At 35.3% G+C, this 16,725-nt stretch carries 12 protein-coding genes and 2 tRNA genes; 1 reads left to right on the top strand and 13 read right to left on the bottom strand.

Going from position 1 to position 16,725, the window contains the following annotated elements; translation table 11 throughout:
* Positions 1 to 4: 4 nt before the first annotated feature.
* The 3 genes from JJQ98_RS00945 to htpG all read right to left on the bottom strand — a co-directional run bounded on the left by JJQ98_RS00945 (position 5) and on the right by htpG (position 2,155).
* Positions 5 to 81: transfer RNA gene (locus tag JJQ98_RS00945), tRNA-His, on the bottom strand.
* Positions 82 to 95: 14 nt separating this feature from the next.
* Positions 96 to 173: transfer RNA gene (locus JJQ98_RS00940), tRNA-Pro, on the bottom strand.
* Positions 174 to 262: 89 nt separating this feature from the next.
* On the bottom strand, positions 263 to 2,155 hold the full coding sequence (htpG, locus tag JJQ98_RS00935) for a molecular chaperone HtpG (RefSeq protein ID WP_179854305.1): 1,893 nt from the start codon (positions 2,153 to 2,155) through the stop codon (positions 263 to 265).
* Positions 2,156 to 2,496: 341 nt separating this feature from the next.
* Here htpG and uvrA point away from each other — a divergent pair, with 341 nt between their 5' ends.
* Positions 2,497 to 5,319 (top strand): excinuclease ABC subunit UvrA, encoded by a 2,823-nt coding sequence (uvrA, locus tag JJQ98_RS00930; RefSeq protein WP_151105005.1) that lies wholly within the window; start codon positions 2,497 to 2,499, stop codon positions 5,317 to 5,319.
* A 190-nt stretch (positions 5,320 to 5,509) separates the two neighbouring features.
* Here the strand turns inward: uvrA and JJQ98_RS00925 are convergent, their stop codons facing one another.
* The 10 genes from JJQ98_RS00925 to purQ all read right to left on the bottom strand — a co-directional run bounded on the left by JJQ98_RS00925 (position 5,510) and on the right by purQ (position 16,724).
* A complete protein-coding gene (locus JJQ98_RS00925; protein ID WP_151105004.1) occupies positions 5,510 to 5,758 on the bottom strand; it encodes a hypothetical protein in 249 nt (82 codons plus the stop codon).
* Between the two features lie 257 nt (positions 5,759 to 6,015).
* Positions 6,016 to 8,226 carry an endonuclease MutS2 gene (locus tag JJQ98_RS00920; protein ID WP_151105003.1) on the bottom strand — a complete coding sequence of 737 codons (2,211 nt, stop codon included), beginning with the start codon at positions 8,224 to 8,226 and terminating at the stop codon, positions 6,016 to 6,018.
* Positions 8,223 to 8,588, bottom strand: coding sequence for a hypothetical protein (locus tag JJQ98_RS00915; RefSeq protein ID WP_005021490.1), 366 nt, complete (start codon positions 8,586 to 8,588; stop codon positions 8,223 to 8,225). Before JJQ98_RS00915 ends, JJQ98_RS00920 begins: the two co-directional genes overlap by 4 nt.
* Entirely contained in the window at positions 8,588 to 9,922 is a 1,335-nt protein-coding gene (murC, locus tag JJQ98_RS00910; protein WP_151105002.1) for a UDP-N-acetylmuramate--L-alanine ligase, read from the bottom strand. Before murC ends, JJQ98_RS00915 begins: the two co-directional genes overlap by 1 nt.
* Positions 9,913 to 11,034, bottom strand: coding sequence for a succinyldiaminopimelate transaminase (locus JJQ98_RS00905; protein ID WP_104745791.1), 1,122 nt, complete (start codon positions 11,032 to 11,034; stop codon positions 9,913 to 9,915). Before JJQ98_RS00905 ends, murC begins: the two co-directional genes overlap by 10 nt.
* 1 nt (position 11,035) lies before the next feature.
* Positions 11,036 to 12,550, bottom strand: coding sequence for a DEAD/DEAH box helicase (locus JJQ98_RS00900; RefSeq protein ID WP_151105001.1), 1,515 nt, complete (start codon positions 12,548 to 12,550; stop codon positions 11,036 to 11,038).
* A gap of 56 nt (positions 12,551 to 12,606) precedes the next feature.
* Positions 12,607 to 14,079 (bottom strand): hypothetical protein, encoded by a 1,473-nt coding sequence (locus JJQ98_RS00895; RefSeq protein WP_104745726.1) that lies wholly within the window; start codon positions 14,077 to 14,079, stop codon positions 12,607 to 12,609.
* Between the two features lie 17 nt (positions 14,080 to 14,096).
* Positions 14,097 to 14,783: a lysophospholipid acyltransferase family protein gene (locus tag JJQ98_RS00890; RefSeq protein ID WP_151105000.1), complete on the bottom strand. Its 687-nt coding sequence runs from the start codon at positions 14,781 to 14,783 to the stop codon at positions 14,097 to 14,099.
* Positions 14,767 to 16,068, bottom strand: a complete 1,302-nt coding sequence (locus tag JJQ98_RS00885) for an SH3 domain-containing protein (RefSeq protein ID WP_247596637.1) — start codon at positions 16,066 to 16,068, stop codon at positions 14,767 to 14,769. The genes JJQ98_RS00890 and JJQ98_RS00885 overlap by 17 nt, the downstream gene beginning before the upstream one ends.
* Positions 16,065 to 16,724 (bottom strand): phosphoribosylformylglycinamidine synthase subunit PurQ, encoded by a 660-nt coding sequence (gene purQ / locus JJQ98_RS00880; RefSeq protein WP_151104999.1) that lies wholly within the window; start codon positions 16,722 to 16,724, stop codon positions 16,065 to 16,067. The genes JJQ98_RS00885 and purQ overlap by 4 nt, the downstream gene beginning before the upstream one ends.
* Position 16,725: the final 1 nt, after the last annotated feature.

Genomic DNA, 16,725 nt, shown 5'->3' with positions numbered 1-16,725 from the left:
AAAGTGGGGTGGGCGATGGGAATCGAACCCACGACCCTCAGGACCACAATCTGATGCTCTAACCGACTGAGCTACGCCCACCACAAATATAAAAATGGTCGGGGCGAAAGGATTCGAACCTTCGACCCCTTGGTCCCAAACCAAGTGCGCTAACCAGACTGCGCTACGCCCCGACAAAATAAAAAAATGGAGTAGAATTATAATCTTAAAAGTATAAAAAGTCAAGAAAACATCAAAGATTCCCCAAAGGAATCTTTAAAAACTAAAGTGTTTTTTCCAAAAGTGTATTTAATCTTTTTACAAAACTATTCACATCTTTAAGCTTTCCGCCTTCTAGCAGTTTTGCTTCCTCTAAAAGCAAATGTGCAATTTCAGCTGTCTTTGCCTCATCATTGCTAAGTAGCAATTTTGTTAAAATTGTATGGTTAGGGTTAAGTTCTAAAATCGGCTTAGGCTCTGGAATATCTCCTCCCATGCCCATAGCTCCCATTTGCTTCATCATTTTCATCATTGCTGCATTTGGATCTTCAGGATCTGCAACCACACAAGCAGGGGCATCTACAAGCCTATTGCTCAAACGCACTTCTTTGATTTCATCTCCTAATGCCTTTTTAAAGCCCTCTAAAATCGCTTTATACTTTTGTTGTGTTTCTTCGCTAATGGTTTCTCCACCCAAATCCTCTAGCGCTTCTTTGGAAGTGATAGAACGCAATGGGGTTTTATCAAATTCATTAACCATTGGCATTACAAAGCCATCAATTTCATCGCCAAAGAATAGCACTTCTATCTCTTGTTTTTGGTAGCTTTCCAAAAGTGGAGAGTTTTTAAGCAATTCTAAATCCTCGCCTTGCAAATAATAAATCGCTTTTTGACCTTCTTTCATACGCTCTTTATAAGTTTTGAATGAAATTTCTTTGCCCTCACTTTTGCTAGATTGGAATCTCAAAAGCTCTAGCAATTTTTCTTTGTTTTCAAAATCACTATAAACACCTTCTTTGATACATCTACCAAATTCTTTGTAGAATTTTGCATATTTTTCTTCATCTTTTTGCAATGCTTCAATTTCGCTAATAATTTTCTTTGTAGAAGCGGATTTGATTGTCGCTAAGATTCTATTTTGCTGCAAAATCTCACGGCTAACATTAAGTGGCAAATCCTCACTATCAATAATCCCTCGCACAAAACGCAAATAAGAAGGCAAGAGTTCTTTGTCATCATCAGTAATAAATACGCGCTTGACATAAAGCTTCACGCCACTTTTATAATCTACGCGATAAAGGTCAAAAGGTGCGGTTTGTGGGATATAAAAAAGCGTTGTGTATTCCAAACTTCCCTCAACTTTAGTATGAATCCACGCCAAAGGATCATTAGAATCATAACTTAGATTCTTGTAAAACTCTTTGTATTCCTCATCTTTTAAATCTTTTTTTGCCACTCTCCAAAGTGCGGAAGCCTTGTTGATTTGCTCACATTTCTCTTCTTTGATTTCTTTTTTAGAATCCCCTTCACCCTCACTTTTTGTCTCTGTATAATGCAAGAAAATCGGGAAAGGAATGTGGTCAGAGTATTTTTTGATAATTTCCTCAATTCTCCAGCGGCTTGTAAATTCTTTTTCGTCATCTTTCAAATATAGCTTAATTTCGCTTCCCTGCCCCTCTTTTTCACATTTTTCAATCTCAAATTCTCCACTCCCATCACTAATCCACGCATAGCCTTGTGCTTCTCCTGCTTTTTTGGTAGTTACAATGATTTTACTTGCCACCATAAAAGCAGAATAAAACCCTACCCCAAATTGCCCAATTAGTGCAGAATCTTTTTTCTTATCGCCACTAAGCTTAGAGAGGAAATTTTTCGTCCCACTCTTTGCAATAGTTCCTAGATTCTCAATCAAATCTTGTTCGTTCATACCAATCCCATTATCACTAATTGTAAGGGTATTTTTTTCAGAATCAAAACTAATTTCAATTTTAGGCTCAAAGCTTAGAGATTTAAGATTCTCATCAGTCAAAGTCAAATATTGCAGCTTGTCTAGTGCATCAGAAGCATTGCTCACAAGCTCACGCAAAAAGATTTCTTTATTAGAATAAAGCGAATGAATCATCAAATCCAATAATTGATTCACTTCAGTTTGGAAAGTATGTTTTGCCATTTTCAATCCTTTTAATAATAAAAATTTTGCACAATTATAACAAAGAGTTTGAAAAAAATCAATAAACTTTATAACAATACGCTAAACTTTATTGATATTAATAAAATAAAATATCAAGAGCTTAAAAGCATTAACCTAAACCAACCAAACCTAACCCAACCCCCTAAAAATCCTATGCTTTTATTTTGCCAATTCACACAAATTATATATTGCAAAATCACATAAAAGGCTCCAAAAAGGACACTTCAAACAAAATATTTTAAATAGTTACCCCAAAAAAAGGCAAAATCGTTTTATGAGATTTTTGCTATAATTACAGGTTATTTTATCTTTGTTAAGGAAAACCTTTGAATCAAAAAATATCCCCTTTAGACCATATTATTATTACCAACGCAAAAGAAAACAATCTAAAAAACATTCATCTAAATATTCCAAAAAATAAACTTGTAATTCTAACTGGGCTTAGCGGAAGTGGCAAAAGCACGCTCGCTTTTGATACACTTTATGCAGAAGGGCAAAGGCGATATATCGAATCACTCTCAAGCTATGCTAGGCAGTTTTTAGACAAAATCGGCAAACCCGATGTCGATAAAATCGAAGGGCTAACCCCCGCCATTGCCATTGACCAAAAAACCACAAGCAAAAACCCTCGCTCCACGGTTGGAACCATTACAGAAATCTATGATTATTTGCGCCTGCTCTATGCTAGAGTTGGGATTCAACACTGCCATTTGTGTGGCAAGCCAATTTCGCAAATGAGTGCAAGCGATATCATTGCTCAAGCCCTAAAAATCCCAGAAGAATCCAAAGTGCTAATTCTAGCCCCCCTAATCCGCGAAAAAAAGGGCACCTTTAGTGACAAACTAGAATCTCTCCGCCAAAAAGGCTATGTAAGAGTGCAAATTGATGGAGTTTTAGCAAGACTTGATGAAAATATCGAGCTCTCCAAAACCAAAAAACACACCATAAAAGTTGTAATAGATAGAGTGGTTATCAAACCAGAAAACAAAGATAGAATCGCACAAAGCATAGAAAAAGCCCTCAAAGAATCTTATGGCGAAGTAGAAATTGAAATTTTAGGCGAGGGCAAAAGCGAGTTAATCCACTTTAGCGAACATCTTGCTTGTTTTGATTGCAAGGTTTCTTTCACACCCCTAGAGCCACTTAGCTTTTCTTTCAACTCCCCCAAAGGTGCTTGTGTGAAATGCGATGGATTAGGTATCAGATATAGCATTGACACCAAAAAAATTATCGACAAAAGTTTGCCTCTAGAATCTGGTGGAATAAAAATCATTTATGGCTTTAACAAAAGTTATTATAATGAGCTTTTTAAAGCAATGTGCAAAGCCAATCAAATTGATTCTAAAAAAACTTTTGAAGAATTAGCAGAACACCAAAAGAAACTTATCTTGTATGGAAATAATCAAGAAATACAATTCACATGGAAAAGCACCAAACTTAAACGCCCTTGGAGCGGGATTATTGCCATTGCCTATGATATGTTTAAGGACAACAAAGACTTAAATGACTATATGAGCGAGAAAGTTTGCGAGGATTGCAAAGGGCATAGACTACTTCCACAAAGCCTAGCTGTTAAAGTCGCCAACAAAACTATCGGGGATATTTTGGATATGCCAATTCAAGAGTGCTATGGATTTTTTGCTAATGAGCAGAATTTTGCATATTTTGATAGCCAACAAGCAATGATTGCCGCACCGATTCTAAAAGAAATTTGCGAAAGACTTTATTTCCTTTATGATGTGGGATTAGGCTATCTTAGCTTAGGACGCGATGCGCGCAGTATCAGCGGGGGCGAATCACAGAGAATCAGAATTGCAAGTCAAATTGGAAGCGGATTAACGGGGGTAATGTATGTGCTTGATGAACCAAGCATCGGACTACATGAGAGAGATACCCTAAAACTCATTAAAACCTTGCGAAGTTTGCAACAAAAAGGAAATTCAGTTATCGTCGTAGAACACGACAAAGAAACGATAGAACATGCCGATTTCATCGTAGATATAGGTCCGGGGGCTGGGAAGTATGGCGGGGAAGTCGTCTTTAGTGGGAATCTCACGCAACTTCTCTCAAGCAACACTCAAACTGCACAATATCTAAATGGCACAAAGAAAATTGAATACTTTATCCGCCGCAACCAAGAGGATTGGCTAGAAATTAAAAATGTCAATATCAACAACATTCACAATCTAAATGTTAAGATTCCGCTTAAGAATTTTGTTTGCATTACCGGAGTTAGTGGAAGTGGCAAAAGCTCCCTAATCCTCCAAACTCTACTGCCTGTCGCACAAGAATTGCTCAACAATAGCAAAAAAGTCAAAAAAGTTGATGGCGTAGAAATTGTAGGCTTAGAAAAGCTTGATAAAGTTATCTATCTTGACCAAAGCCCAATAGGGCGAACTCCTCGTTCTAATCCTGTAACCTACACTGGTGCGATGGATGAGATAAGACAGATTTTTGCCCAAACCAAAGAAGCACAAATCCGCAATTACAACATTAGTCGCTTTAGTTTTAATGTCAAGGGAGGAAGATGTGAAAAATGTCAAGGGGAAGGGGAAATCAAAATTGAAATGCACTTCTTGCCCGATATTTTAGTCAAGTGTGATTCTTGCCAAGGAACTCGCTATAATGCCCAAACTTTAGAAGTTGAATACAGAGGCAAAAATATCGCTCAAGTATTAGAAATGAGCGTCGATGAAGCTTGTGAATTTTTTGCTAAGATTCCAAAAATCTATCAAAAACTAAAAACACTTAAGGATGTAGGGCTAGGTTACATTACTCTAGGGCAAAATGCCACAACACTAAGTGGCGGTGAAGCCCAAAGAATCAAGCTTGCTAAAGAACTAAGCCGCAAAGATACCGGCAAAACACTTTATGTGCTTGATGAGCCTACTACGGGGTTGCATTTTGCCGATGTAGATAGGCTTGTGAAAGTTTTGCATCACCTCACAGATTTGGGCAATAGCGTGATTGTCATTGAACACAATTTAGATATGATTAAAAATGCAGATTTCATCATCGATGTAGGACCTGAAGGGGGAAGTGGGGGAGGAAATATCGTAGATAGCGGAACACCTGAGAGAATTGCTAAAAGATACAAAAAAACCGGTAGCCATACGGGAAAATTCCTCGCCAAAGAGCTAGGAGTCTAAACTTTGGATTTAATTAAATCTTAGAATCTAAGCTGCGATATTCATTTAAAAATTTAAATTGATTTTATTAATGTAAAGATTCTAATTTTCTTTTAGCCCCTATGAGAATCTCTCTCCTATTAAATCATTTTAAAATTGCAAGGATTTAAGAAGTAGAGATTCTAGCCTTTTATTTCACAAACTTATTCTTTTATGCCCTTATTTCCTCTAAAATTTCAAACAAAATATCCTTTGCTTTTTCTTTTTGGGCTTGGTAAATATGGTTTGGAATCATACCGCTATTTGGCATATTATTATCCAAAGCTGAAATATCTTTTTTAATTTCAGTGGTAATTTCACTTATAGAATCAGCCTTTAGCCTCTCTTGGTGAATCCCTTTCATTTTGCCAAACAAATTTACACCATTATCCATTCCGGTGTGAGTGAGTGCTTCGCACACATGCTATTACCATGCGTAGTGCATGGTGATTGTTTGTATAGCTTTAGGGGCGGGAGTTACCCAAACCAATGACTGCTTCCAAAAATCTGCAAATCACTCGCTAGGCATCTTAAATACGAATTTCAAATTACTTCCCGCTACTTCTGTGTGAAGGGTGTTGATAATCTGCTTTTTCGCAGCCACTTGCCACAAAAGCCACAAAAATAATCCCCACCAAAAGCAAAACCTTTTTCATTTTAACTCCTTAATTTCACAACTTATAATCTCACGATTTTCGCACCAAAACCACCAGACTTTGGCGGTGCGTCCATAAACTCCACCACTTTTGGGTGCTTTTCTAAAAATTCCCTAACCACGCTTGAAAGCCTACCTGTGCCGATTCCATGATAGATTAAAACCTCATCAAATCCGGCAATTAAACTATTTGAGATAAACTCATCAAGCTTCTCTAATGCTTCCTCAGCACGCATTCCGTGTAAATCCAAAACCACATTAGCATTTTTTGGCGATTGCACCTTAAAATCCGCCTGCGGAATCTTTGGTGCATTTCCACTTAAACTTAGCTCGCCCAAAGGCACTCTTAGCTTCATTCCATCATCAAGCAACACCATTGCCTTATCCTTTTGAATACTTGCAATAATGCCTCTTGATTGACGATATTTTACCCTATTTCCCACCTCAAAGTTTTGAATCTTAGAAACTTTTTCTTGATTTTCTTGCAATTTAGCAACTTTTAAAATCTTGTTTGCCTCATTCATTTGACGATGAATCTCGGCTTGATTTTGCATTTTGATTACTTTTTTAGCCTCATTAATCGCCCTTTGGTAGAGAGATTCTAGCTCATTAGTTTTTGTTTTATAGGATTGTTGCAAAGATTCCTCTAGCTCTTTAAGGTGATTGATTTTTTGCTCTAATTCTGCATTTTTGACTTCTGCTTGCTTGATTTGCATTTGAAGTTTCATCTCCAAACGCGAAGAGTTTTCAATTAGCTCATTTAATTTTTCTTTATCCTCCCCATAAAGAATCTTTGCTTCATTGACAAGTGTTTTTGGGATTCCATAACGCACCGCTGTTTCAAAGGCATAGCTTTTGCCAATCGTGCCATCAAGAAAACTAAAAGTGGGTATTTGATTTTTCTCATCAAATAAAGCAGCCAATAACTGCACTTTGGAATTCCCAGCCATTAGTGCAGCAAGGCGTTTGTGATGAGTGGTGATGATGATTTTATTGTTTTTTGCTATGAGATTCTCCAACAAAACCTTAAACAAACTAGCAGCCTCATCACTATCTGTGCCAAGCTCAATTTCATCAACGCCGATAATCCCCTCTCTTTGACTTAGAATTTGCGAGAATTGCAACATTCTACCCCCAAAGGTTGAAATATCATTTTTGCTATTTTGCGGGTCCTCTAAAATTAAATGGATAAATTTAAAACTTGCAATGCTAGATTTAGAAGCATTAATGGGAAGCGGGATTAAATATTTAGCAAGAAAAACAGCGCTAATAATGGACTTTAACAGCATAGTTTTTCCACCAGCATTAACACCAGTTATCATCAAAACTTGCCCATTAAAATCCAAACTAATGGATTTTGGATTCTTTAATGCAGGGTGTTTAAATTCATTCAAAACAATCTTTTTGTCATCAGATTTAGATGCCAAAAACTCCAAATTTTTGGATTTTGCAAACATCAGGCGCGCTTGATAAGAATCAAAACGATCAAACTCCCTATTAATAAATTTCAAAAACAATAAATGCTTTGTAAAAAGTGCAGAAATCTCTCTACAAATGTGAAAAATCTGCTCTTCTTTTTTGTTGTTTAAGGCGTTGCTTTTGTCTTTTAGGTTTGCAATACTTTGAGGAAGGACATAAAAAAATCCCGCACTAGAGCGATTAAGAATCTGCCCTTTTAGTACATGATGAAACCCTGCTTTGAGCAACAAACATTCCTCATCATTAATGAGATGAATTTGTCTATCCACAAGATAAGAGGTTAGTTTATTTTGATTTAAAATATAATTTAATTGCTGTGAAATCTCTCTTTTTACGCCCTCCAAACTCTCTGTAATAGAATCTAGCTCCAAATAGATTCCTTTTTTGATTTCTCCATTTTCCCCAAAAGATTTTGCCACCTCCAAAATCGCTTCAGGAATCCTAATCCCATCTATCCAATCCCACAAAATCCCTTCAATTTTGAGCGTTTTTAAGTAATTAAAATAACGAATGATTTTAACAAATTCAAAAATTTCATCTAATTTTAAATATCCAAATTTTTTCAATAATGCTAGGGCAGAATCTAGATTTTTCACTTCTTTTGGCGGAGTGAAAATAATCTTTTCTAATTCGCTAATAAATTTTAAATGCGTTTTGCTATCGCCCTCCAAAAATAATTCTTTTGGGCGTGCCAAAAACCCCTCATAGCTTTTTAGAAATTCCTCTAAATCTAATTTTCTAATTAATTCTTTCATTCTTTAATATCGCATGCCTTTAGAGGGATTGTCTTCCTAAAATAAGGACTATCTTCTCTACCAACCAAAGTTAAAGTGCCGCTAATAAAATTAAAAGTTTCTTTGCTAACTTCTAATTTTTCTATTCCCACAATGCAAATTAGCTCTTTACCTTGCAAAAAAAGCTGTGCAAGATTAGTCATTTTGACATCTTGTTTGTCCTGCATAGCAGTAAAAATCCCAATTCCAACAGCAATCAAAAGCAAAACAATTCCCAAAAATATTTTGCTTTTTTTATGAATAATTTGATATTGCGCTAAGAGTTGCACCACAAAAAATAACACCAAAACAGCCGCAATAATAATCAACCAATATTGCACCATTAAATTTCACCTCTTAATTGATAAGTCAGATTCCCAGCATTAAAGCCCACTATAATCCCATCTTTGATTTTAGCAATTCTTTGAGTGCCTTGATAAATGCCTAAAGAATCTTTTTCTCTCTTAACAAAATCCGCAAAAATGGGATTATATTTTGCAAAAAGATTCCTAAAATCAATCTCCACCTTTGCTTCTCCAGCAGCATAAACAGGCAATATCACAAGCCTATCAACGCCTTCAAAACACTCGACAAACTCTTTTAAATTATCACGCACTCTTGAATATTTATGAGGCTGCCAAATTACGCACAGGCTACTTTTCCCGATTAATTCTTGATATTTCCTAAGTGATTTCAAAGTCGCTGCAATCTCTGTGGGATGATGTGCATAATCATCAATAATCACACATTCATCATCACTCAAAATATCAAAACGCTTTTTAATGCCACAAAATTTTTGGATATTTTGCCTAATTTCCTCTAGCTCCATACACTCTAATGCTGCCAAAATCGCCAGTGAGGCATCAAGAGCGATATGCTCCCCAAGCCCATAAACCTCAAAAACCCCCAAATCTCTATGATTGTTTTTCAGCCTAAATCGCGTCTTTGGATTGTTGTTATCCAAAAAATACTCAATCTCACTAATATCTTTTGAAGGATAGAGTCTCACGCACTCCAAATCAACTTTTGCCAAAAAAGCGTCTTCTGCATTGATGATTCGATATTGCGCCAAAGCCAAAAAATCCTTATAAGCTTGATAAAATTTATCCAAATTATGCCCATAAGTCTCCATATGTTCTGGCTCTGCATTTGTCACAATCGCACAATAAGGATTACATTCCAAAAAGCTCTTATCTGATTCATCTGCCTCAAAAACTATTTTTTCTGACTTTAATGCACGAGTGTTAGAACCAAATTCTTTGCTCTCTGCCCCAATTAAGGCACTGCAATCCTGCAAAATTGCACTCAAAATTGCAGTCGTTGTGCTTTTGCCATGAGCGCCTGCAACCGCATAAACTTGTTTGTTTGCCAAAATCAAAGGCAAAGCCTCTTTGCGAGAAAGCACAGGTATTCCCTTCTTTTTGGCTTCTTGCACCTCTATATTTGAATCCTTAATAATTGCAGAATGGATTACCAAATCTGGATTTTTGATTGCCTCTTTACAATGAGGAATATGAATTAAAATCCCCATACTTTGCAATTCTTTAGTAATGCACCCTTCAGCCATATCTGAACCACTTATCTTGATGCCTTGTGCAAACAAAAATTTAGCAAGAGCAGAAATTCCAATCCCGCCAATCCCTATAAAATGAACAGAGCCAAAGGATTTTAAAACCACTTTTTAATCCTCAAAAGAGCGTCTTTTATCACTTCTTTTTCATACACTAATGCCAATCTCACATAACCACTTCCGGGATTTATGCCATTATTGCGAGAGAGAAAACTACCGGGTAACACCAAAATATTTTCTTCTTTTAAAAGTTTTTTTGTAAATTCTAAATCATCTCCCACAAAAAGCCACACATAAAAAGTCTCTTTGGGCACTTCTATACCCAAAATTTCTTGTGCTAAATGCAGATTCTCTGCATATTGAGCCCTTGAATATTCTGTGTGTGAATCATCACTCCACGCTTCTATGGCAGCTTTTTGCAAAGGAAGTGGCGAAGCACAACCTACATAAGTGCGATATTTTGCATACCCCTTTAAAATCTCTTTATCTCCCGCTATAAATCCACTTCTAAGCCCGGGGGCACTAGAGCGTTTGGAGATGGAATTGAGTGCTAAAATATTTTTGAAATCCTTATTTCCTGCTTCTATACTAGCTTGCAAAATAGAAAAAGGCTTATTTTGCGTATAAATCTCGCTATAACATTCATCATTTAAAAGAACAAAATTATATTCCAAAGCCCATTTTACCCATTGTTTTAGCTCTTCTAAATCCAAAGTGCTGCCAGTTGGATTATTAGGGGAATTTAAAATCACCAAATCGCATTCTTGCATTTCTTTAACACCCAAGCTTGGCTTAAAGTTGTTTTCTTTGGTTAGATTCATATGGATAACTCGCGCCCTTGATGCAATCGCCGCCCCTTCATAGATTTGATAAAAAGGATTTGGATAGCTCATAGTTGGGGATTCTTTGTCAAAAAGATAAAATTGTGGAAAATTAAACAGCACTTCTCTTGTCCCAAAAGTAGAAACCATTTCATCTTCTCTTAAACTCACCCCAAACCTTCTTTGGACAAATCCACGCAATGCCTCTCCAAGCTCTACCTCGCCTGCTGTTTTGGGGTATTTATTGAGCAATGATACATTTTGACAAAGTGCTTTGGAAATAAAATCTGGCGTTTGGAATTGTGGCTCACCGATTGTCAGTGAGATTCTGCCCTCTTTTGTGGGAATATCTTTAATAAGCACATTGAGTTTTTCAAAAGGATAAGGTTGAAATTCCATTTTATCTCCTCTTAGAATTTTTTGCTCTAGAATCTCGTTTGTTTTTAGAATCTTTATTGTTTCTATGCCCATTGCTTCGCTTTTTTGGAGAAGCATTGTTGGTTTTACTGGATATTTTCTTAGTTTCTTTTGTTCTTCTTTTATCATTTTCTTGTAATTGCTTTTTGAAATGATACAAATCCTCTTTATCTAAACCAATTTTATTAGGTCCTAATACTTTATTATCTTGCAAAACCATAGAAAGCAATTTACAAACTAATTGAGTAATATCGATATTCGCGCGTATTTGCTCATAAACTCGCAATGCCTCATCTGTAATTTCGTATTTCACAATTTTTTCTAATAGATTCCCATCTTTTTTATCTAATGTATCTTGCAAATTAGGAATCTCATAAAGCTCGATTTTTGCCTTAGTGTTTTCTTTGATTCTTCGCAATTCTTTAAACTCCAAAGGTGTTGCTAATGTGATAGCCACCCCTTTTTTGCCTGCTCTGCCCGTCCTGCCTATACGATGCACATACGATTCGGGATTTAAAGGGATATGAAAATTAAAAACATGGCTCACTCCGCTAATATCTAATCCGCGTGCTGCAATATCTGTTGCTACCAAAATATTAACACTTGAATCCTTAAAAGCCTTGATGGATTTTTGACGCTCTCTTTGCTCCATATCCCCATGCAAAGCCCCAGCTTTATAGCCCCTATCTACAAGCCTCTCGCACAATAAATCCGCTTCCTTCTTCATACGCGTAAAAATAATGGCTTTGGTAGGCATTTCACTATCAATTAAACGCACAATCGCATCTTCACGCTCTTGTTCATTGATAATATAATAACGCTGAGAAATATCTTGATTGGTTGTATCACTAGGGGTAATTTTGACTAATTTTGGATTGTGCAATATTTTTTGCGCTAAATGTTTAATGGGCGTTGGCATTGTTGCAGAAAAAAGCAAAGTTTGACGCTCACTTGGCAAATAGCTAAAAATCTCTTCAATATCGTCTAAAAATCCCATATCAAGCATTTCATCTGATTCATCTAAAACCACTATTTGAGGGGCAAATTTCTTTAAACGCCCATTTCTTAGATGATCTAATAATCTACCCGGAGTAGCAATAATAATTTGTGGTTTTTTAGCCAAAAGCTCAACTTGACGCTGAATAGGTTGTCCGCCAAAAAGCGAAACTGTCCGCACTTTGTTATATTTCCCAAGCTTAAAAATCTCATCTCCAATTTGCATCACAAGCTCTCTTGTTGGCGCAATCACTAATGCTTCAATACTTCCATTGTGTTTTAATCCATTTACAAGAGGCAACGCAAATGCTGCTGTCTTGCCTGTCCCTGTCTGTGCTTGAGCGATAACATCAAGTCCATCCAAAATTATTGGAATCACTTCTTTTTGAATCGGACTTGGCTCTCTAAATCCCACTTCCCTAATCCCATCTAATACTTTCTTTTTGAATCCAAAAATCCCAAACCCACTATTTACCATTTGTTTTTTTGTTGCTTTTTCCATTGTCAATCAATCACTTATTAAAATAAACTTGAGATTATAGCATAAACCCTCTATGCCTATTCAAAAAAACCAAAACGATTTTCCTTATCTTTAGGGGAAATCAAAACAAGTGGTGTTTTGGCATTATTTTTGAGAGATTTTACATCTTCGATGATGCCCTTGATATCTTTCCACAAATTTTGCCCATCAATATAAATCTTTTCAAATTGATACTCTCTAAGCAAGTGAAAATACACTATTTGCTTATACGCAACTTTTACCGAATAAAACTTGCTTTGCAAAAGTAGCTTAAGCTTCAGCCACAAAACCTCTTTTTCATCGGAAGTAACAATCAAAAAATATTTGCAATGCTCTTTTTTGATTTTTTCTACATGGCAATAAAGCAATGAATCTGCCTCGTTTAATCTTTCTTTGTTCAAATGCTCTAAATACTGCTCCATATAATACAAAATAGTAGGCGCTCTATCATTTTGCAAAGATTTAAAATAATTTTTTTGGTATGCCAAAGAATGTAGAGATTTTAAAAAAATCTTATCATCTAAATGTGTAATGCAAACATCTAAGCCTTCTTTGACTCTTTTGCAGATTCTTTGGTAAAACTGCCAAAATAAAACCTCAAAGATTTTATAATATTTCTCTTCAAAATCTCGCCTTAGAATCTCCAATTTTGAATATCTTGTTACAGCTTTTGTGCTATCTTGCAAAAGACTTTTTAACTCTTCTTGGAATCTTTCTTTTTTGGCTAGGCTTTTTTCTACTTCATTTTTATTTTGGATTCTTTTATCCAGCAACAAAATCTGTCCTCTTAGAAATTCAATTCGCCTAAGATAATAATTTTGGCTATTTTTTGCTTTGTCAATCGCTATAAGCAATGCTTGAAAATGGCATTGTTGTGCCAAAAAATGTTTCTCAAAAATATTCTTGATATTTAAATGGCTATAATGCTCAAAATCATTATAAGCAGATTCTAAACGCGCAATCACATTTAATTCATCAATAAATTCATCTTTAGAAATTGTTTTATCATTATAAAGCAAGCTATCTAATGCCTTCTGCCCAAAACGCTTAAAATGCACATAATCATACAAAACCGGCTCTTTAGGCAAAGAGAGATTATTCAAAAAAGTAATAGCCAAAATCTCTTGATAAAAATACCTTTCAATGATTTGGACAACTTCTAAAGTCAATGGGATATTTTGGAGATTATCATATTGTGTAGTTTTATAAATATTTTGCACAATATAATCCCTTTTATTGCTTTGCAGTGCTTCTAATTTCTCATCACTTTCATTTTTCCAAAAATCCATTTCAGTAACAAGATACTCTTTTTTGAAATCTTGAAATTTTGAAGCCTTACAACTTGTGATTTTTTGGTATTCATCGCAACGAAACTCTACATACATTCCCACCATAGGGATTACCTTTTTATCATGCCAAGTTTCTTTGGTAAATTCAAAAAGCATTTTAGAGGAATTAATCACAACCCCTTTGCCATTGTTACTCAAATATCTAACAATCTTTCCATGCATAATTGTGCATACTTCCCCTATTCATTGTTTTTATACAATTCTATGTATTCCTTTTGCATCATTTCTTTTAGTTCTTCAAACCAATTTTCACCTTGCGGGATAAATGAAGGAAGATACTTTATGATAAAAGGCGTGTTATTAAAACTCATCGCACCAATATCCAAACACTTTCTTGTGCCACAAAACACTATAGGCTGCACTTTCAAGCCAAAATGCTCTACCAACACTTTTGCACCACTTTTAAAGGGCAGGAATTTCTCTTCCCCTCTAGAGCGAGTCCCTTCTGGAAAAATACACAAAGTCCGACCATCTTTTAATCTATCTTGAGCTTCCCTCAACAAATGCACCAATTCTTTTTTGCTCTCACGATTGATTAAAATCATCTTTGGAGCTTTAAGTGCATGCCCATACAAAAATGGCTTTCCAAGTTCCTTTTTTGCAATCCAACACAAGTCATTTGAATGTATTGCCTCCAAATAAATTACATCCATAAAACTTTGATGATTCATTACCAAAACTCTTGCTTCACAATCCATTTTGCCTATGATTTTTACCTTTACATTAAAAAGCTTTACAAAAAACAGGGCAGTGATTTTGCGAATCTTTCTATGAGATTTTTGAAAAATATACATAAAACCAATACAAAATGGAATGATAAGAGCAATGTAAATCATTGCACTTAATGCTCTAATTTTGGATATCATCTTCTTTTACCCACCCAATTCGTTCATCTTCTAATAATACTTTATAATACCCATGCCTATCTGCTAGGATTTTTACTTCTATAACATCTTTTGTTTTTAAAATAATTGTGGAATTAAAAGTGGGTTGAATCCGTATTTCAGCATTTGGCTTTAGGGATACTGCAGTTTTGATAGAAAGCAAATAAAACAAAACCGCCAAAACACAGATTCCAAGTATTAAGAAAATTATTTTTCTCTTATAAAAATATAGCCCAAAGAAAACAATAGCCAAGAAGATTGCGGCTAATATCTTATAAATCTGCAAAGTGTTTTTGGGCTTAATATCACTTTGGGTGCTAATGCGATCATCTTGAGAAAGATTCTCGACTTGCAATTCTACATATTTCTTGCTTTGAATATTAAAATAATCAAATGAAAGAACTTCTAAGCTTTTTGGCACAATCACATAATAAAAAATCACAGATTCTTTGTAATCTCCGCTTTTGCTTTCTATGCCTTGTTGGGAATATGCTGCCAAATGAAAATCAAACAAATTTGCCATATTTCCTTGAATCTGCAACACCACAAGATTATTTTGTGAATCATAGCTCGTAATTTTTGTATCCAAAATTTGCAAATCTTGTGCGACAACTTGCGAATAAACCCCTTTCCTCTCTAGCACAATAGCCTTGCCCTCAATAGCTTGTGTAGACTCTTTTGCTTCTCCCTCATTGGTTTTAACAACCACTTCAATTTTTGGAATTGTATAGCTAGGCTGTTTAATTTTAAAATAAAAAGTATTCTTAAGGCTAGAATCTTGATTTAAAATCCATTTTTCATTAGGATTTAACACTTCGATGCTCTCATTTTCCAAAATAAAATTTGTTGTGATATTAGAATAATCACTAAAAATCAATAATTTCATTTCTATGGGAATAATTTGATTGACATATAAAATATCTTGGGGCGGATTAAGCAAGTTAAGATAGACATTTTTAGCCACCAAAGAAGGGTATTCTTCTGCATAATTTGAATTTGTTTTATTTTCCCTTGTAGTTTTTGTTTCTTTTGATTCCAAAGCAGCACTATCCACAATAGAGCGATTCTTGGCTTTTATCTCCTCATCAATAAAAAGAGGATTAGAAGATTGATTGGGAATTTGCACTTTTTGTGCTGGAGAAAACTCTAATTTTTCTTGTGTAAGATTTTGAGGTGAAGAATCTTGTGAATCCGCTCCTTGTGGAAACATCGAAGTTTCTTGTGCAAAAAGCCCAACAACGCAAAACAAATAAAATAAAAACTTCATAGAATCTTCAAAAACCCTTGTAGCATTTTTAGCCCCTCATCACTGCCCAAAATCTTTTCTACATACCTCTCTGGATGTGGCATAAGACCAAAAACTTTTTTTTCTTTATTGCAGATTCCTGCGATGTTTTTTATAGAACCATTTTGATAATCCACATATTCTAATAATATTTGCCCATTTTTTTCTAGCTCTTTTAAACCCTCATTATCTATATAATAATTCCCATCGGCATTGGCAATAGGTATCCTAACTTCATCGCCTTTGTGAAAATTCTGCAAAAATACATTGTCATTATTTACAACTCTTAAAAGCACATTTTTAGATGAAAAATGCAAATTTTCATTACGCTTCATTGCTCCGGGCAATAATCCACTCTCCAAAAGTATCTGGAATCCATTGCAAATTCCAAGCACATAACCACCATTATTTGCAAAAGTAATCACATCTTGCATAATGGGCGAAAACCTAGCAATTGCCCCACTTCTCAAATAATCCCCATAGCTAAATCCGCCCGGAATCACAACAAGTTTCGTATCCTTTGGCAATTCCTTTTCTTGATGCCAAACAATCTTTGTAGGGACATCTAACAAAGAAAAGGCATGCTCCATATCATATTCACAATTAGTTCCCAAAAACTGCAATATTGCAACACTCATC

Source organism: Helicobacter pullorum NCTC 12824 (assembly GCF_017979475.1).
Lineage (GTDB): Bacteria > Campylobacterota > Campylobacteria > Campylobacterales > Helicobacteraceae > Helicobacter_D > Helicobacter_D pullorum.
This window is presented reverse-complemented; position numbering and strand designations above follow the sequence as displayed.